We start from the raw sequence: 19,812 nt of genomic DNA on the forward strand, positions 1-19,812 counted from the left end.
GCGCGCAGGTTGGCCGAGAGCTCGTGGAATTCACTGCCGTCGATGTTCGCCAGGTAGTGGCAGCGTACGCCACGCTGAGCGTAAGGCAGTAGCGCTTCGGAAACCAGCTCGGGGCCAAGGAACGAGCCACCGATGCCAATGTTGACCACGTCGGTGATCGGCGTCTCGTTGTAGCCGCGCCACTGGCCACAATGGATGCGCCCGACCAGTTCAGTGATTTGGTTGAGCACCTTGTGCACTTCCGGCATGACGTCCACGCCGTTGACGCTGAGCTTGTCGCCCACCGGCCGGCGCAGGGCGGTGTGCAGCACCGGGCGGCCTTCGGAAGCGTTGATGATTTCGCCGCTGAACATCGACTTGATGGCGCCCTGCAGGCCCACTTCGTTGGCCAGGTTCACCAGCAGGTCGCGGCTTTTTTCGGTGATCAGGTTTTTCGAGTAGTCGAGGAACAGGCCGCAGCAGCTCAGTGAGAACTGGTCAAAGCGTTGGGCATCGGCGGCGAAGGCTTCGCGCATGCTGAAGCCTTGCATGGCTTTGCGATGTTCATTCAGCGCCTGCCAGGCGGGCATGCGCGTTACATCATGGGGGTTACGGTAATACGACATTGCAACTCGGTTCCTTCATGTACATCGTTCCTTGAATAGCCCCACTGCAGCGGGGCCTGGGTAGCAGCAACTGTTTGGCCCCTGAACTGAAAGACTGCTTGGTGCTTGCGTGCCCATGTAAAGCAACCTGGCATTGTATGTGCTGCTAATAGCCGGTTGCCAGCCATGAAGGTGACTTCTCCCGCTCATCGTGCAGAATTGTAAAAAAGTGTACGGAATAAGGCAGAGAAATGTATCATTGGATCCATTAGGCTGATGGCATTTTGATTCCATAAGGATGTGACGTGGTAGGCGATCCCCGGGTTTGGCAAAACGAGTACCCCCATGTTGTGCGTTATCGTGATGCCACCCTGCATTTTCAAACCGTCCTCCCCAGCCATACCCGGCAAGCTATCGAGCAGTTGGTGGAACAGACGCCAACCGCCAAACGCGTGAGTGCGCCGCTCCCGTGTAGCGCCAGCAAGCTTTTTGCCAAACGCGAAAAGCTCGACTCACTGAAAAAAAAATGGCGCATGCAACGTGGTAACCCAAAGCGCAACGGGATGTACGACTGGCCCATTGAAGAGCTGATTAACACGCGTGAAGCGGCCAAGCGAGGCGCCCGGGTACCGGGGCTGATCGGTTATGGATACACCAGCTCGAAACTTGGGCTGATCCAGGACTTTTTCCTGATTACCGAGTTGCTGCACGATCACGTCGACGGGTTGAGCAAAGCCCGTGAGGCGCCCGCAGCAGTGAGCGCCGTGATAGAGGCTACCTTCGAGCTGCTGCATGCATTGCACCGCCGAGGCATTACGCATATGGACCTGTGGGTTGCCAATGTCATGCTGCCCCAACAGGGTAAAGCTCGCGCCATCGACCTGGAAAACTGCTTCTTCGGCCAAACGGATTACCCGGATGAAATCCTGGGCTTCCAGTTTGGTTTTATCTACTTCCGAGAGATTTATCGGTACATCACCGAAGCGGACTATGACAGCGCGGTAGAGCAGGCGCTGGCCACGTATTTCCCGAACATTGGCCGCGCGGGTTTCGACCGCATTTATGCATTGGCCAAGCATCAGGAGGTGGGGCGCCTGGAGCGGCGTGACATCTTCAACAACGGCGTACTGCAGAGCCGTTGGTAGGGCCAGAGCGGGTTTAAGCTGTAGCGACGAACTTGCCCCAGGGCAGCGGTTAATCAATCAAGGCGGTTATGCGGCCATCGCCGGCAAGCGGGCCGCATTAGCTGCCGCCCTATCGGTCCAACAGCCCTTGGCGCCGCTGCAGATACACCCAATCCACAATTTCTCCCTGAGGCGAGTAACCACTGACCAGTTCTCGCAACAACTGTCGCACACGGGTGAAGTCATCGTCGGCAACCGCAGCCAGCAACTGGGTCAGCCGCTCACGCAGAAAATCCCACGCCAGGAAATCTTCGTTGGCGGCCATGATCATCGGGTGGGCTGTGGGCGATACGTCATCGCCGATAAGCAACTCTTCGTAGAGCTTTTCACCGGGGCGTAGCCCCGTGAAGTCGATGGCGATATCGCCCTGCGGGTTGCCCTGGCTGCGCACACTCAGCCCCGAGAGGTGGATCATTTTTTCGGCCAGCTCGACAATGCGTACTGGCTCACCCATATCCAGCACGAACACATCGCCGCCCTGCCCCATGGCACCTGCCTGCACCACCAGTTGGGCAGCTTCGGGGATGGTCATGAAGTAACGGGTAATTTTCGGGTGAGTTACCGTCAACGGCCCACCCGCCTTGATCTGCTTGTGAAACAGCGGAATCACCGACCCGGAAGAGCCCAGAACGTTGCCAAAGCGCACCATGGTGAACCGGGTCTTGTTCACCCGGGCAATCTTGCTGCTGTCTCCATACATCACCGGTGCCGCCTCGCGGCTCAGCGCCTGCAGGATGAGCTCGGACAACCGCTTGGTGCTGCCCATGACATTAGTCGGCCGCACGGCTTTGTCAGTGGAAATGAGCACGAAGTTGGCGACACCGGTCTGCAGTGCTGCCTGGGCAGTACACAACGTGCCATAAACATTGTTGAGAATACCTTCGGCGATGTTGTGCTCGACCATCGGCACATGCTTGTAGGCTGCCGCATGGTAGACCGTATCGACGCGCCAGGTGGCCATTACATCAACCAGGTGCTGCTGATTGCGAACCGAGCCCAGAATCGGCAACAGCCTTACCGATAGCGACTCACGCAAGATGCGCTGTTCCAACTCACTCAAAATGCTGTAAAGGTTGAATTCACTGTGATCGAACAACAGTAGCGTGGTAGGCCCCAGCCCGATGATCTGGCGGCACAGCTCGGCACCTATGGAGCCCCCCGCCCCGGTGACCAACACGGTTTGCTTGTAGATGCAGCGCTCAAGCAGCCCTTCCTGGGCGGGAACCGGGTCACGCCCCAGCAGATCGGCGATGTCTACGTCCTGAATGTCATCCACTTTTACCCGGCCACTGGCCAGGTCGGCGAAAGCTGGCACGCTCCGTACGTGCAATGGGTAGGGTTCGAGCAAGGCGAGGATGTCCCTGCGCCGTGCTCGCGAAGCGGATGGTAGCGCCAAGAGAATTTCCTGGGCGCCGGTTTCTTTGATCAACTGGTCGAGGTGCTTGGGTTTGTACACCTGCAAGCCTGAAATCACACGGCTGGCAAGATCGCTGTCATCGTCAATGAAGGCCACAGGGCGCATGACCCGGCCCATACGCAGGGCTGCCAACAGCTGGTTGCCAGCGGTACCTGCACCATAAATGGCGACCTTGATAAGGTCGTCGTCGCGGTTGGCGAATGGTATCTGATGAGACCCGGTAAACCAGTCCCCCAGGAAGTACTGGCGCATGATCAGGCGCAGGCCCCCGATGATGACCATGCTCAACCACCAGTAGTTGAAAATGATCGACCGCGGCACGACAACTTGATGGTTGCTGTACCAGTACACCACCACCGCCAGAATCAGTGACGACAATGTTACGGCCTTGATGATGGTCACCAGCGCATCATTGCCGAAATAGCGCATGACCGCCCGGTACATGCCAAAGCGGATAAACAACGGTATGGCAACTACCGGTGCGGCGAGGAACAGCCAGCCATGCTCGACGATAGGGTTGTACATTTCATCGACGCCCAGGCGCACGATAAAGGACAGCCACAACGCAAACCAGATGAGCACAATGTCGGTGCACACTTGTACCAGGCGTTTCTCCCGCCGGGACAAGCTGACAAGGTACTCACGCATTTTTTTATTTTTTGCGTCGCTCATCCAGTTATCCTCTGCGCATCGGGGCTTCGATTGACTGACCAGAGCGCTTCTGAGCAGAACCGAAGGTTCAGCAGCGCGATACGACGCCTTCCTTGTTCGACCATCCTATTCCTGTTTCCCTGCCTGATAGATCAGCGCCAACACTATAAGAGGCGCATACGCCACCATCGTTCCCAGCGCACCATCGAGTTTCAACAACACCACCGCCATGGCCACAGGCAACAGCCAGCCAAGGTTGATGGCCGCCACTGCCAGGCTGACCGGGCGGTGGCCGGCGTAGCGACGCGAGGCATACTGGTAGGCATGGCTGCGGTGCGCCTGGTAAACCTTGTCGCCGCGCAGCAGGCGCCGTGCAAGGGTGAACGTGGCGTCCACCACGAACACCCCCAAAAGTATTAACCACCCCCAGAATAATAGCGGGTTTATCCAGCCTGCCATTAATGCGAGCAGGCCCAGGACAATACCCAGAAAACCACTGCCGGCATCGCCCATGAAGATGCGTGCAGGAGGCAAGTTCCAAACCAGGAAGCCGGCCACCGTGGCCGCCAGCAACATTGGCAACAAGGCCTCCTGGGCATGGCCGGTCAGCCAGTACAGCAGGCTGCCCCCAAGGCATACGCAGATAGCCTCGATGCTGGCGATACCATCGATGCCGTCCATGAAATTGTACAGATTGAGCAACCACACCAGGTACAGCAGCCCGATGATGATGCTGAGCCAGGCTGCAGATAACGGCACGCCAAAAATCATCATCGGTGGCAAGCCGCCGATCCAGAAAAGCCCCCAGCCGGCCGCAATGAAATGCCCCAGCAAGCGCCAGCGCGCGGCGATGTGGCCATGGTCGTCCATGAAGCCGACCAGCGCTACCACACCACCAGCACCCACTATTGCAAACACAGTCTCATTGGCGAGTGCGCCAGACCAGCGAAGCGCCACCAGGCCTAGAAGGAAGGCAAATACGAACGATAGGCCGCCCCCACGAGGCGTGGGCAAGGAATGAGAGCTTCGCGCATTGGGGATATCCAGAATACTGCGTGCCAAGGCATAACGGCGCAATGCGGCAGTCATCAGTAGCGAAGCCAATCCCGCCACAACAAGAAGGAGCCAAATCATCAATATCGGTGTTCCAGAAATGAGCGGGCGGTTATCTGCAGGCCTTGGTCGAGCGTCAAAGGCGGCGTCCACGCAAGCAGGTCGCGATTTTTTCGAATGTCCACTTGCAACGATCCCAGCAGCCGCAAAGCCAGGTCACCTCGCCCGACCATGCCCGCTGCAAACTTCAAAGCCACCACAGGCACAGGCACAAGCCGCACCGGCCGACCCAAAGCATGGCCCAATCCACGCAACAAGCGAGGCAACGAAACATCGTCACCATCGCTGGCGATAAATACTTGATTGGCCGCGGCGGGATGCTCGATACAGGTAACGATCAAATCGACCAGATTGTCTAGCGATACCAGGCTGCGCCGGTTATCGACTGCCCCAAAGGGTAACGGGACGCCCCGCTGCACCCAACACATCATGCTGTGGAAATTGGCTTTTACACCCGGCCCGTAGACCAGCACAGGGCGAATCACCACGACTTCGAGGCCGCAGCTGGCTGCCAGTTCGAACAAACCCTTCTCGGCTTCCTGCTTGGAAATACCATAGGCATCCACGGGCGCTGGTACATCGTCTGCGTGCAATGGACGACCAGGCTGACTGGTTTCGCCATTGACCTTGACGGAGCTGATGTAGATAAAGCGCCGCACCCCCGCAGCAGCCGCTTGCCTGGCAAGGTTCAGGGTACCTTCGACATTAACCAGGCGAAATGCCGCCAAACTATCGGCAGCAGTTTCGTTCATCACGTGCACACGCGCAGCGGCATGCACCAGCACATCAACACCTGCCAGCGCCGCAGCCCAGTCGGTAGAGGCATTCAGATCGCTGACAGTAGCAGCCTGGACGCCAGGTGGAAGCGGTGTGCCGGCCACTCGCACCGCCCCTCTGGTGGCAAAGGCACCGTGCGTGCTCAACGTATGGCAAAGCGCGCGCCCTACGAAGCCACTGGCACCAGTGACAAGAATCGTGCGTCTATCCATGAAAGCTGTCTCGGGAACCTGCTGCTTGCAACGCCTCGTTGGCGTTATCGCCAATGAGGATTAAACGCGGCAGTATACATCTCAGGCCTACATCGCTCGACACCGATTCTGTAGGAAGAAAGCCAAGCGCATCCGGCGCCCGACTTGGGGCTGCCTGGCAAGGCAGCCTCCACATATCATAGTGAACAGCCTCTGCATGCCCGTGCATTGCCCATCTACTCAGGTGCGCGCATCCAGGCTTGCCACATCGCCACCCGGCAGGGTGGTCTCAGGCACCGGACTAAGCCACACATTTACGTTGTCGACACTCTCCTGGTTCAACTCGCCCGCCCATCGACTGAGCAGGAACAGGTTGGTGATGAAGTCATACTGAGACTTGAGCAGATCGCGGCGTGCCTTGAACTCGTTCTGCACGGCAGTTAACACATCGACCGCATTCACGACACCAAAGGTAAATGCCTTCTGCGCCGCCACGCTCGACTTTTGTGCCGAAGACAACGCATTGCGGTTGGCGCGTATTTTCTCGACGCTGGATTGCGCTGTCAGGTAGGCCGTGGTGGTTTCCTTCACCACCTGCCTGCGAATACCCTCCGCTTGCACCTCCGCCGCCAGCTGCTGGTCATACAAACCCCGCACGCGAGCCGAGGTGGAGCCACCGCTATAGATCGGGATCTTCAACCCCAGGCTGGCGACATAGCTATCGCTACGCGGCGCCTGGGTGTTGTCATAACCCTGGTCGCTCTGTTGGGCACTCACGCTCAGGGCGAGTTGTGGGTAATGCTCCCCCTTGCCTTCACGCACCGCAGCATTCGCCGCTTCGGCGTTGCTTTGGGAAGCCTTGAGCATCGGGTTTGTTTCAACTGCCTGGGTAATCCAGCTTTGCAGCGGCCGCGTCGGCGCCTGCAGGGTTACATCGTTGCGCACCCGGCTGAGCGGCTCATGGATAGGCCGCCCGACAATTTCGGCCAGCGCCTCGCGACTAACCTGCACCTGGTTGCGCGCATCCACCTCCTGGGCGGCCAATGTATCAACCCGCGCTTGTATGTCGAGCTTGTCGGTAATTTTTGCCATCTGCCGGTCGAACATCATGCTGACACGGTCCAGGTTTTTTTGCGTGGCACGGCGCTCCGCCTGAACCAGCGCCAACTCGTCATCGGCAGCCAAGGCGACGAAATAGCGCTTGGCCAGGTCCACCGTCGCCTCAGCCAGGGTGTCCTCGGCCTGCTGCCCTTTCTGCGCCTTGACACTCTTGGACTTCTGATAACGCTCCCAAGCCGGTTTGTTGTACAGGTACTGCGTGAGGCTAAGGGAATAGGTTTCGTTGTTGTAGATGTCGCGGGTGGCCTCGTTCTTGCGCAGTACACGGCTGGAATTGGCATTGGCCGACACCTGCGGCAGCAACTGGCCAAGGGCCTCGCGCTGCTGCTCGGTGGCGGTGCGAGCGTTGGCGTAGGCCGCCAGCACACGCGGGTCTTCAAGGCGCGCTTCGCGGTACAGGCCAGCAAGGTCCAGGGCATAGGTTGATGCCGAAACACTCTTGGCCGGCTCGGTGGCCAGGTTTTTCGACTCGACGGCCGTTGCCTGCAAGGCCGTCAAGCAAATGAGTACACCAGGTAGCAGACGCAACACGATCATTCCTCAATCAGCGATTGAGCGAACATGTTGCTCGCCGGTTTCAGCAGGTATTCCAGCATCGTGCGCTCGCCTGCATTGATCAACACGTCAGCGGGCATGCCCGGCTGCAGCTTGCGGTTGCCGAGCTTCTTCATGCCGTCTTCCGACACTTTCACCCGCACCAGGTAATAAGGGTCGCCGGAGTGCTCATCGGTAAGGCGGTCGGCCGAAATGCGCACCAGGTTGCCTTCGATAACCGGCGTGGTGGCAGCACTGAACGCACTGAAGCGGATATCAGCCGTTTTACCCAGCTTGAGCCGATCGATGTCCTTGGGGTCTACCTTGGCTTCGACAACCAGTTCCGACGCTTCCGGAACGATGTCCAGCAAGGGCGTGGCCGCGCTGACTACACCGCCAATGGTGTGCACCTTCATGTCCAGCACCATGCCGCTTTCAGGGGCACGGATTACGACGCGCGACAACCGGTCGCGCAATGCCGCTTCTTTCTCCTGAAGGTCGAACACCTTGGCCTGCACATCGGACAGTTCGTTGGCCACATCAGAGTCAAACTTTTTCTTCAGTTGCACGATCTGAAGTTCGGTCTCGCCGATTTGCAGCTTGGTCTTGCTGATGGTCGACTCATGGTCGGCCACTTCGGTCTTGAGCATGTCAAGGCGGCGCTCTTGCTCCAACAAGCGCTGGTTATCAACGAAGCCTTCGGCCAACAGCTCTCGCAATTGCTTGATTTCGCCGCTGTATGACTTCTCAAGGCCTCGCTTGGTGCGGATCATTTCGTTAAGGCCAACAATCTGCTGCTTCATCTGCTCGATGCGTTCGCGGTTTACCGAGATCTCACCCTGCAACGAATTGCGACGGGCCGTGAAAACCTGCAGTTCACCGTTCAGCGCCTCACCGGCACGGGGCGAGTCGGTGCCCTCCATCTCAACTGCCGGGATCGCATCCAGGCCGTCGCGCTCGGCGCGCAGCCTTGCTTCTTTATAACGGGCCACGATCAGTTGGTTGCGTGTGGACTCGTACTCGGCGCTCAGCTGGCTTTCATCCAGCACGATCAGCGGGTCGCCTTTTTTTACCAAGTCACCATCACGGGCATGCAGCTCTTTGATGATGCCGCCTTCAAGGTGCTGCACGGTTTTGCGGTAGTTTTGCACGGTGACCACACCCGACCCGTGCACTGCGTTGCTCAAGGGTGCAAACGCAGCCCATGTACCAAAAATGCCGAAGGTGACAAACACAATGGTAAGGCCAAGACGACGTATGCCCCGGTCGGATGTGGGCATGTCATCAAAATTGTGGTCGAACGTGCTGATAGCTTTACTGCTCATCTGAAAGTCCTTTTACGCGCCAGTACTGGTCGGTACGACCGGCGCTGCGGCAGCAGGCGCTGGGGAAGCTGGGTTGGGTGTAGCGGCGGCAGGGGCCTGCGCTGCGGCGGCCTGGCCGACACGCTGCTGGCCCTTGGCTTGCTGCGCGGCCAACTCGGCGATAACACGGTCACGCTCGCCATACAGCGAAATGGCCCCACCAGCCATGACCAAAATGCGGTCCAACCGGGTCAGGATATTGGGGCGGTGCGAGACGATGAACACCGTAGCGCCGGTTTCCTTGAGTTTTTGCAAGGCAACCCCCAAGGCGCGCTCGCCGACATCGTCCAGGTTGGAGTTAGGCTCGTCGAGTACGATCAAGCGAGGGGTACCGTAGATAGCCCGCGCCAGGCCGACACGCTGGCGCTGGCCGCCGGACAGGTTGACACCGTCGCTACCGATCACGGTGTCGTAGCCATCCGGCAGCATCAGGATCATTTCGTGCACGCCAGCCATTTGTGCAGCCTGCACCACTTTTTCCGGGTCGATCTTGTCAAAGCGGGCGATGTTTTCGCTGATGCTACCTTCGAACAACTCGATATCTTGCGGCAGGTAGCCCACATACTGACCCAGCGCTTGTTTGTCCCAGCTGGCGATATCGGCGCCGTCCAGACGCACCACACCATGCTGCGGCGGCCAGATGCCCATCAACGCTCGTACCAGGGTGGACTTGCCCGCCGCACTTGGCCCAACGATACCGACGATGGAACCGGAAGGCACCACGAAACTCATGTTACGAATCACGGGGGCCTTGGCGCCTGGTGGCGCAACAACCAGGTTTTCTACCTGGATCTGGCCTTCGGGTGCCGGCAGCGGCATACGCTCTGGCTCCTTGCTCAGGGCGTCTAAAACCTTGCTTAAGCGGTCGTATTGCACTTTGGCCGCGACGAAGCCTTTCCAGCTGCCGATCATCTGATCGATGGGCCCCAATGCCCGGCCAAGCAGCAACGAGCCTGCCATCAGCAAGCCTGGGTTTATTTCGTGGGTAACCACCAAGTAAGCACCAATGGCCAGCATGATCGACTGCGACCAGGTGCGGAAGGTTTTCGAGATGGTGCTGACGATCCCCCCCTTATCACTGGCCTCCGACTGCATCAGCATGATGCGGCGCTGGCGCTTGGCCCAACGGTTCATGAGCGTTTCGAGCATGCCCATCGACTCGATGACTTCCGCATTACGCAGCGTCTTGGTAGTGACAATATTAGAAGCGACGTTCTCTTTGTTGGCATTTGCCAAGGCATTGGCAGTCAGCCGGTGATTGACCACGGCCAAGCCAGCGAGGACAAGCCCGCACGCTAATGTCATGTAACCGAACCAAGGGTGGAACAGGAACATCACGACGGTATAGATAGGGAACCATGGCGCATCGAAGAAAGCGAACAAACCCGAACCGGTAAAGAATTGGCGCAGCGCCGTAAGGTCGTTCAGCGACTGCGCCGTGGCATCCGCACCACCGCTGGAGAGCGCGCGCTTGAAGCTTGCGCGATAGACATCGCGGCTTAGCATCACATCCAAACGGTTGCTGATACGCACCATGATTCGCGAACGCACCCACTCCAGGGCGCCCATCGTTGCGACCAACACAGTCAGGATCAACGTCAACATCAACAGGGTCGAGGTGCTGCTGGATGGGACCACCCGCCCCGATATCTGGATCATGTAAAAAGTGGGCACCAGCATCAGTGCGTTGACGAAGAAGCTGAAGAAGCCAACCGACAGGAAGCTGCTTTTGCAGGCTTTGAGAGCGGCTTGCAGGTTGTTGTCAGATAGAGAACTCATGGTATCCATACTGAGAAAGGCGAAAACGGCCGGCAGTGTACCACCCACTTCCAACGAGTAGGGCGCCGGTTGGCGACTTGGCGTCCACCTGTGCCTCTCGCCTGAAAATTTGTGAATACATAGTGAATAGCGTCAAAACGCCACAATTCAATCCCGAACAGCCGTGGCACCGCGAATCGGCACCTCCGACTTAAAGCTGTCATATCAGCGAGGCGACAGACGGCACCCCTTGTATCGCAACCACTCTTGACCTGTCGAAAATCCGCCACAACGCTGTCAAGCGTTATCTGATAAATCTTTAAATCATTGATTAATATGGATTTTCTTGTAGCATCACAAGGCCGACCAACTCACTAGGTTATCGAGCAAGCCAACCCGCAGACTGCTAAGAGGATGATTTTGTTCAATTTCTTGGTGAAATTTTTTTTACCTTTGTGAGTTGACAACTTTTCCCATGCATTGCATCTTCGCACCTTCGCAGGGAGCCATCACTGGCCGTTTTGTGTGCATGCACGGGTCTGAGCAAGTTAGCTACCAGTGTTTTGTTTAAAAGGAGCTAAACAACGCCATGTCTATGCCTTCGCAACCCCTTGACGGCCTGAGGATAAGCACCCGGGTCACGTTGCTTGAGCCCGGCATGTTCATTTTCCGGTTCGCCTCGCAACCGCCTGCCGACAAGCCCGTCTGCATTGCACTTCAGCAAGCGCCCCTAGGTAAAGGCTCCATCGACTTTTTCCCTGCCGAAGGCGTCAGCAAAAACATGCTGACTAAGCTTGGCGATACCATTGTGGCGCGCGTCAAAGGTGGTGTGACCACTGTTTTGATCACCGAATACCATATGTTCGAAGACGTGATCGAGCCCGTCGACCTGCGTATCGACCGCATCGACACCTCACCTGCCATCATGCGCACCTTCGCCGTGGTTGCCACCGACCCCTCTCTCGCACCGCCCAGTACCGCCCCCCTGCCTTTCGAGCTTACCGCCCACTTCAATCGGGGTGGTGAGGTGGTATCGACCGAAGGGTGGGTGGGCTCGCCAGGCAGCGACGATTTCATCGAATGCTTCGCCATCGACTGGCCGAACAAGCCCACCGGCGTCGACCTGCTGTACACCTGCATGGTTGCCGGGTCCGGCCCAAGCCGGAACGTGTCCACCGGCACCTTCGTCGGCTTGCGCGGTGAAGGCCTGCCGTTGATCTGCGCAGGCTTCAGCCTGGTCGGCCCACAGCGCAAACACTATGAACTTACAGGCCACATTGTGTTCGGCAACGCCGAACCGCAGTGCCTGGTGACCAATCAGATGATGCATGGCCCTACCGGCACCGAGCCGTTGGTGGCGCTGCATATCGCCATTACTCCCGTTACGAAGACGAACGCTGCCCGCTCTAAGTCTCCGTGGGAAAACTCTGCCTATCAGCAGAAAATCAGCACCGCAAGCCAACTGGCTTGAAGTAACAGGAATACACCATGCAATACGATAACCCCGTATCGTCCACACAGCTGCAAGCGCACCTGGACAGCTCCACCCTGTCGGACAGCACTGTAGCCGCCATCAGCTCCCTGCTGGGCTTGGGCGAAGGCACCACTGTCAATGTGGCTAGCTTCGACGGCGTGAACCTGCAGGTTCCGACCTCCGGCGCTGTCGACGTGGTAACCGGCGTTGTAGCCGGTAACAAAGGCGACCAAGTTACCCTCGACCTGTCCAAAGCTGAAGCCGCTGGCGCCAGCACCTACATCCTGGAAAGCGACGCTAACCTGGTTGTCAACCTGCAGGGCAACTCCGCTGCCCCAGCCGTTCAGGCCTTCGCTGCCCTGGCTGCCGATGTTGCCGTCACCGCTGACGACTCCGCCATCCAACTGGTAGTCACCACCGGCAACGGCGATGACGTGATCACTGTCAAAGGCGACCAGAACACCCACATCGACGCAGGTGACGGCAACGACACCATCGTTACCGGCAACGGCAACAACACCGTTATCGCTGGCGCTGGCAACAACAACGTGACCACCGGTTCGGGTAACGACACCGTCGTCCTGAGCGGCGTTAACCACGCTGACGTAGTCGACACCGGTGCAGGCTTCGACGTTGTCCAGCTGGACGGCGCGCGCGATGCCTACAACTTCGCAGTTGGCAACAACTTCAACGTCAACCTGACCGCTGCTCCAGGTGCTGGCCAAACCGCTTCGATCACTAACGCTGAGTTCCTGACCTTCGTTAATGGCGAAACCGTTGAAACCGTAGCCCTGGCTCACAGCCAAGACGAAGCTGCTGCCCTGCGCCTGTATGAAGGCATCCTGGGCCGTGACGCTGACGCACAAGGCGCCAAAGACTTTGTTGGTGCAGTGAACGCTGGCGTTTCGCTGACCGACATCGCCAACATCTTCCTGAACTCCAACGAGTTCGCCGGTGCTGTCAACGCTACCGACATCAACGAACTGTACCAAGCTCTGCTGGGTCGTGATGCTGACGCCGACGGCGCTGCTGCCTGGGCTGGCCAGCTGGCCAACGGTTCGCAGTCCCTGGCCGACATCGCTGCCGCCATCGCTACTTCGCAAGAAGCGATCGCTGCCGACCAGTCGAACGGTGACTTCGTCCGTGACCTGTACGAAAACGTACTGGGCCGCCCTGCCGAGGAAGAAGGCCTGAACGCTTGGGTAGGCCAGCTGTTCAACGGCGCAAGCCGTGCCGACGTGGCTGCTGCCATCGTTGGTTCCGCTGAAGCTCAGACCAAGTCTGACAGCGACTTCATCGAAGGCCTGTACCAGTCCGCGCTGGGCCGTGCTTCGGATGCAGACGGTAAAGCTGATTGGCTGGCTCTGCTGGCTAACGGCGGCACCCACGCAGACGTGGCGCTGGGCATCGTTGGTTCCGACGAAGCTGTTGCTCACATCGACAACGTCGTTGTGCTGCACGGCCAAGTCTAACTAGCCCTGCTATAGCGAAGCGTGTGCCCGGCCGCAAGGCTGGGCATATGCCAAAGGGGGCGACTTTCGGGTCGCCCCTCTTTTTATTTTTTGTAGCCAAGCCAAGCTTATGTCCAGACAACTCGACCATGGGCGAGAAACGCTCATGGACATTTTCCACCGTCACCGTCAAGCCAACGAGCCTGGCCCGGCGGCAGCGGCACTCGAGCGCGCCCTGCACACCGCCGAGTACCGGCCGGAAGCGCTGGTTTGGAAGGGCATCGCGGCATTGCCGCAAACGCCCGAGCTGGCCTTTGTTTATTTCGCCAATGCCGCCCAGGCCCTGCCGGAGCGTGCAGACATCCATGCGCTGGTCGGGCGCAGCCTACTGGCGCAAAACCATTTCGAACTCGCCACCCGTTACCTGACAACGGCGTGGCAGACACAGCCCAACGACCTGGCGCTGCGCCTGACGCTTTGGCAGGCCCGCAGCCAATCGGAGCACCCTGCCGAGCTGCACCGCATGATTTTGGCCCACCTGCCAGACATTCATACGGGTCAGGAACTGGCCCATGTGCTCAAGCAGCTGGCAGGGTTGACCGATACCCCGACCACAGTAGGCGTGGCACGCTATGTACCTGAACAGCAGGTAATCCAGGGTTGGGCGATCGACTTGCGCAACCTCCAGGCGCCCGTTGCACTCAAGCTTCAGGCCAACGGTATACAAGCCGATACGTCTGCCAGCGCAGCGCACCCACTGCTTAGCGCCGCAGGCTTGCCTGGGAGCCATGGCGGCTTCCGGATCAGCGTGACAAACCCAACCGCCGCAGTGCATCTGTGCTTTGCCAATGGCACACCGCTGCTGGGCAGCCCGGTATTCGCAATGCCAGCCTTTGCACCGCCCCCACCAGCAGGCGGCGGCGGCCAGCAGCAGCCTGTGGACGTGCTGATTCCGGTGTACAACGGCCTTAGCGAGACATTGGAGTGCATAAACAGTGCACTGGATGCCCGCAAGCTCAACCGCACCCCCCACCGCCTGGTGGTGATAGACGATGCCTCCCCAGTGCCCGCACTGTCCAAAGCACTGAAAGTACTGGCAGCCAAGGGCAAGATCACCTTGGTGACCAATGCCGTCAACCTGGGCTTTATCCGCAGCATGAACCGCGCCATGGCCTTGAGCCCGAACAAGGATGTGGTGTGGCTGAATGCCGATACCCGGGTGCATGGCAACTGGCTGGACAGGTTACGCCAGGTGGCTTACAGCGATGCCACCATCGCCTCGGTCACCCCCTTTACCAACAATGGCGAACTGATGAGCTTTCCGCAAAGCCGGGTCAGCCATGCCATGCCCACCGCCCACGAGCAGGCCGAACTCGATACCCTGGCGCAAAGCTGCGACAGCGTGCCGGTGGAGATCGAAACCGGCTGCGGCTTCTGCCTTTATATAAAGCGTGCAGCACTGGATGAGGCGGGGTACCTGGACGAAGCGCAACTGGCCCGCGGCTACGGCGAAGAAACCGACTGGTGTCTGCGTGCCCGTACCCTGGGGTGGCGACACATGGGCGCGACCAATGTGTTCGTGGCGCATCAAGGGGGTATTTCGTTCGGCGCGGAAAAAACCCTGCGTGTAGCACACAACAATGCCATTTTGCGTAAACGCTACCCGGATGCCCCAGCCCGCTACAACAGGTTTTGCTTGCGCGACCCTATCAAGCCTGCCCGCCAAGCCTTGCAACGCGCCCGGCTGGCTAAACTTGCCAGCCTACCTCACGCTACCCGCAAGGCCCAGTGGCCCAAGCAAAGCCAGCGGGTTTTGCACCTGCACGCTGGCTCGCATAGCGATGCTCAATTCAACCTGGCCTGGCACCATGACAGCCATCGCACCTGGGTAACGTTGCAAGCCCCACTGCCACCCCTGGCACTGCAATTGGACTTCGAACTGCCTGGCGAATTCGACACGCTGGTCGACACCCTGCGCAGCTTGCCCCTGGAGAGGCTGGCATATGAACAACTGGCACGCTGCCCAACTGCTTTGTGCGATTTACCCAATTTGCTGGGCGTACCTTACCACATCATTTGCCGCGACGACCGCCTGCTGGGCGAAACTGAAGACTATGATTGGCGCTGTTTTGTCCAAGAAGCAGCCACTGTGCAGTTACCCTGGCAAGCCCTGCTGGGCAATTACTCAAATAGCTACCCCACAGCTGACTGGTCAACGCTGGCGACCAAGCAGCACCCGACAAAAGCGCCCAAAGCACCCCGCGTGTTGCTGATTGGCGACACCCTGATCAACTCAATCATTGCCCAACGCTGGCTTGCACTGGCCAGACACATAGCCCGCCAAGGCCTACCGTTGGTATTACTGGCCAAGGATGACACCCCTTGGCTCAAGGTACTTCAGGCAACCGGCAGCATCCACCGGCTGCCCGCCCCAGCGGGCTTCAGCCTTGCAGAGCGTGCCCGCGCGGCAGGCTGCGACGGGGTTTTGAGCCTGGATGATGCCCCAGGGGCAGGTTGGCTGGCCCCCCCCCTGGCCGACGAACTCACCACCCCCCTGTACGCACCGCCAAGCGCTGCTGCTGACGAAGCCGGCGCAAACTCGCTGGCCACCCTCCCCTTTTCACTGAGCCAAGCCTGATGACTCAAGACTTGCAGCAAAAGCCCCAGGCGGCCCAGCAACCCGTCGCATCCCAAACCTTCAGTGGCGCCATTCTAGGCCTGCAAGGCGATGTGCTGCAGGGTTGGGCGATAGATACTGCGCAACCGGAACAACGCCCGGTCGTAGAAATTTTTATCGACGGCGCTGGCATAGCACTGGCACGTGCCGATCAGTATGAGCCGCAAGCTCCTCAGGGCGACCAGTTTCACGGTTTTGCCGTACAGCTGCGCGAAAGCTGGCTCGCCGAGGCAAAGGTTATTACCGCTCGTATCGCCAACCAGCCTTTCACTCTGGATGGCACCGTCGTGCTACCCGCCAGCCCGAGCAAGCAAGCGCCTGCATTTGCCTCCCAGGTGTGGCACACGGGCGGGCTGCGCGTTGCGGGCTGGTCTTGGGACCCGCAGTCGCCAAACCGCCACGTGCAAATCACTGTGCGGGAAGGTGATCAGATAATCGGCCACGCTACCTGCAACACCCACCACCAGGCGCTGGCATATCGAGCCACCAGTGACCATGGCTTCACCCTTGACCTGCCTTGGGAACTGGCTGACGGCAAGGTGCATGTACTGGACGTCGTGAACGACCTTGAACAACCACTTGCCGGTAGCCCTATTCGCGTTTGCTGTCGACCGGAGGGTGCTGCGGGCTTGCTGCGCCAGCTTGACTCAAGCCATGACACCGCAGCCTTGGCCCTACTTACCGAAATCATCAAGGAGCAGGACCAACTCCTGGCAAAAAGCTCAGGCTGGCAGCATTATCCAAAATGGTTCGAAGCCTTTCAGCGACTTGAAGGCCTGGAGCGCCCTGCCCTGCAGGGTAAAACCGGCCTTTTGCTACTCAGCGAAGGCGATAAGGAACGCGAGCAAACCAGCCTGGCCAGCCTGGGGGCAGACGTCGAGCACGTGCACCATTTAGCCACGGCCCCGACCGATGAGCTTTTGCCGGCCATCCGGGAACTGCTGGCACAGGGGTGCGACCGCATCCTGCCCCTTGCTGCTGGTGATCGCCTGGCCCCACTTGCCTTACCACACCTCTGTGCGTTGTTGGATGACGGTAGCGCCTGGGCCTATGCCGACTGCGATCGCGACAGCGCTCAGGGGGAACGCAGTTTGCCGTGGTTGAAGCCTACCTGGGACATAGATTTGTTTGTGGGAGCAGACATTTTTTCGCCGGGTGCCATTTTCAGCGCACACATCATTGAACAAGCCTTGGCATTATTGGAACTTGGCGATAAACCGCGAACAACAGGCTGGCATGACCTGATTGCAGCGATAGCGTTGGCGACGCAAAAGAACAGCGCCAGTGTGGTCCACCTGCCACGCGTGCTTTACCACCGAGCCAGTGACACTCCCGCTAGCCCGGAGCAGGCAGAGCCTTCATCGCACAGGCTGAGTGCTGTGGAATGGCTATGCGATAGCCTGACGCCTGGCGCAATAGTGACCCGCGTAGCGCATTACCCGGCGCTTCTCAGAGCGCACTGGCCACTGCCTGAGCAACTGCCGCGAGTGAGCCTGATCGTTCCGACACGCGACCAGTACAAATTGCTGCATGCATGCCTTGAAGGCCTGCTGACCCGTACTGATTACCCAAACCTTGAAATAATGGTTGTCGACAATCAATCCACCGATCACCAAACCCTGGATTACCTTGCCACATTGAAAGCGCGAGGTGTGATAGTGCTCGATCACCCCTTCCCGTTTAATTACTCGACCATCAACAACCGCGCCGTAGACGCGGCCACCGGCGAAGTGATCGGCCTGATCAACAATGACATAGAAATCATTGAAAGCAGTTGGCTAAAGGAAATGGTCGCACAACTGATGCGTCCGGGCGTTGGTGCTGTAGGTGCTAAATTGCTCTGGCCAAATCGCATTGTTCAGCATGGAGGCGTAGTAGTCGGCGTTAACAAGCTGGCAGCACATTCAGGAAATAATCTCGATGACAACGATGCTGGTTATCTGTCAAGAAATCAGCTCGTTTGCCGCCAAAGCGCTGTTACGGCAGCATGCCTGCTCATGAGAAAGTCAGAATTCCAATCAGTGAATGGACTTGATGAGGAAGCGTACCCAGTCGCATTCAATGACGTTGATCTGTGTTTGAAAATCAAAAAATCTGGTCATCACATCATCTGGACTCCATTCTCGAAGCTCATCCACGCAGAATCTGCTAGTCGCGGGAAAGACATCAGTAAAGAAAGGCGATCAAGAGCACATCGCGAGCAAATGGGCTTTATTCAGAAATGGACTAAATGTGACAACATTGATCCGTCCTATCACCCAGCGCTTAGTCATGATTACTTGAGCGGCCCATACGGAGGCTTGGCAATGCCTCCCCTCTCAACAAACCCAAGAAAATATTAACAGCCTGTTAACGTAAAGGAACTACCACAGATCTCAACTCTCAAAAACTACTAGTAACTTTTACTAATCAGAGCTCCTTTAAGCCAAGGCTTGGACCCATGCTAAAATCACACTCAAAACCAGCTCCCCAAGCGCCAGTTCAAATTGTTGGCCACCTCGACTACGTTGATGAAGGCTATGCTTATGGATGGGCATTCAACCCTCTAAATCCACATAACCGAGTGAGTGTAGATATCTTATGTGAAGGTAAATTGGTAGGGCATGGCCCAGCTGATGGATATCGTGAAGACTTGAAAGAAGCGAAGATCGGAGATGGAAATCATTTATTCAAGATCAAGCTTTCTTACGAACTTTATGATGGAAAGGTGCATAGCCTTTACGCTCGCAATGCGAGCAATAATATCCTGTTAACTGGCTCAAACGTAATAATGGGCCCTGAAAAGGCAACCTTGCCTTTCCCCTTAATATCCCGCGACGAGGGTGAGAATTACATCAGTGAGCTGTGCCAGAGCCTGACCACCAAAACAACGAGTAAGCAGCTCGAAAAGATCACTCACGCCTTCCAGATTGCGAGTCTGCTTCAGGAAACGGGGAAACTTGATGACTCTCGCTACGCTTGGAACTCCCTAATAAAAGTTTTAGGACCCAATTCCTTTTGCTGCTGCAAAGTTGCTGAATCTTACCTGTTAGAAGGCCAGCACGCTCGTGCGCTAGAGCACTATAAACATGCCGCGGAACAAAACCTGCTGAATTCATGGGCTCATTTAGGCATGAGCATCTGTCACAAGTTCCTAGATGATTACGAAGCTGCGGAAAGCGCGCTTGATTTCGCTTCTAGCACCTTACCCATATCAGAATCAATTAGCGACCAAATTTTAGTCGCAAAGTTAGCTTTGCTGCCAAGAAAGATTGAAATATTATTGGCAAACGAAAAGAAAAGTGACGCAATCGGCCTGCTCTTCCAATATCTTTTAGCGGACCCAGAACAAAATTACGTCCTGGACACTATCAAAGGTTTATTAGGCCAAGAAATTCAACACTCAGGCAGCAAAAATACGGCGGCTGCCCTCACCTCACACCATCAGTCGCTTAGATTATTAGAGATGGCTATTGCCGCTACCACCGCTATCTCTACCCAAGAAATCTCATCAAATGACACCTTGCAGGCGGAATAAA

12 protein-coding genes and 1 pseudogene are annotated in these 19,812 nt (G+C 57.7%); 6 read left to right on the top strand and 7 right to left on the bottom strand.

Features of this window, described 5'->3' with window-relative positions:
• Positions 1–605, bottom strand: a pseudogene (locus LU684_RS19255) (glucose-6-phosphate isomerase); the annotation flags it as partial.
• A gap of 329 nt (positions 606–934) precedes the next feature.
• Between LU684_RS19255 and LU684_RS19260 the strand changes: the two are divergent.
• Complete coding sequence (locus LU684_RS19260; RefSeq protein WP_224372456.1) at positions 935–1,729, top strand: lipopolysaccharide kinase InaA family protein; 795 nt, start codon at positions 935–937, stop codon at positions 1,727–1,729.
• A gap of 109 nt (positions 1,730–1,838) precedes the next feature.
• Here LU684_RS19260 and LU684_RS19265 read toward each other — a convergent pair whose 3' ends face one another.
• From LU684_RS19265 to LU684_RS19290, 6 genes are all read right to left on the bottom strand, one after another.
• A complete protein-coding gene (locus LU684_RS19265) occupies positions 1,839–3,857 on the bottom strand; it encodes a polysaccharide biosynthesis protein (RefSeq protein WP_060518624.1) in 2,019 nt (672 codons plus the stop codon).
• 105 nt (positions 3,858–3,962) lie between these two features.
• A complete protein-coding gene (locus LU684_RS19270) occupies positions 3,963–4,970 on the bottom strand; it encodes an MraY family glycosyltransferase (RefSeq protein ID WP_060518626.1) in 1,008 nt (335 codons plus the stop codon).
• A complete protein-coding gene (locus tag LU684_RS19275) occupies positions 4,970–5,938 on the bottom strand; it encodes a UDP-glucose 4-epimerase family protein (RefSeq protein ID WP_102689854.1) in 969 nt (322 codons plus the stop codon). Before LU684_RS19275 ends, LU684_RS19270 begins: the two co-directional genes overlap by 1 nt.
• A gap of 219 nt (positions 5,939–6,157) precedes the next feature.
• Positions 6,158–7,573 carry a TolC family outer membrane protein gene (locus LU684_RS19280; protein WP_232894918.1) on the bottom strand — a complete coding sequence of 472 codons (1,416 nt, stop codon included), beginning with the start codon at positions 7,571–7,573 and terminating at the stop codon, positions 6,158–6,160.
• A complete protein-coding gene (locus LU684_RS19285; protein WP_232894920.1) occupies positions 7,570–8,895 on the bottom strand; it encodes an HlyD family type I secretion periplasmic adaptor subunit in 1,326 nt (441 codons plus the stop codon). Before LU684_RS19285 ends, LU684_RS19280 begins: the two co-directional genes overlap by 4 nt.
• A 12-nt stretch (positions 8,896–8,907) precedes the next feature.
• Positions 8,908–10,713, bottom strand: a complete 1,806-nt coding sequence (locus LU684_RS19290; protein ID WP_232894921.1) for a type I secretion system permease/ATPase — start codon at positions 10,711–10,713, stop codon at positions 8,908–8,910.
• 574 nt (positions 10,714–11,287) lie between these two features.
• On the opposite strand from LU684_RS19290, the gene LU684_RS19295 reads away from it, so the two are divergent.
• From LU684_RS19295 to LU684_RS19315, 5 genes are all read left to right on the top strand, one after another.
• Positions 11,288–12,163, top strand: a complete 876-nt coding sequence (locus tag LU684_RS19295) for a hypothetical protein (protein WP_060518634.1) — start codon at positions 11,288–11,290, stop codon at positions 12,161–12,163.
• Between the two features lie 17 nt (positions 12,164–12,180).
• Complete coding sequence (locus LU684_RS19300) at positions 12,181–13,638, top strand: DUF4214 domain-containing protein (RefSeq protein ID WP_060518636.1); 1,458 nt, start codon at positions 12,181–12,183, stop codon at positions 13,636–13,638.
• Between the two features lie 145 nt (positions 13,639–13,783).
• Positions 13,784–16,255, top strand: a complete 2,472-nt coding sequence (locus LU684_RS19305; protein ID WP_232894922.1) for a glycosyltransferase family 2 protein — start codon at positions 13,784–13,786, stop codon at positions 16,253–16,255.
• A complete protein-coding gene (locus LU684_RS19310; protein WP_232894923.1) occupies positions 16,255–18,636 on the top strand; it encodes a glycosyltransferase family 2 protein in 2,382 nt (793 codons plus the stop codon). Before LU684_RS19305 ends, LU684_RS19310 begins: the two co-directional genes overlap by 1 nt.
• 98 nt (positions 18,637–18,734) lie before the next feature.
• Positions 18,735–19,811 carry a tetratricopeptide repeat protein gene (locus LU684_RS19315; protein WP_232894924.1) on the top strand — a complete coding sequence of 359 codons (1,077 nt, stop codon included), beginning with the start codon at positions 18,735–18,737 and terminating at the stop codon, positions 19,809–19,811.
• The last annotated feature ends 1 nt before the right edge of the window (position 19,812 follow it).

The organism is Pseudomonas sp. NMI542_15 (assembly GCF_021283425.1).
Taxonomy (GTDB): domain Bacteria; phylum Pseudomonadota; class Gammaproteobacteria; order Pseudomonadales; family Pseudomonadaceae; genus Aquipseudomonas; species Aquipseudomonas fortuita.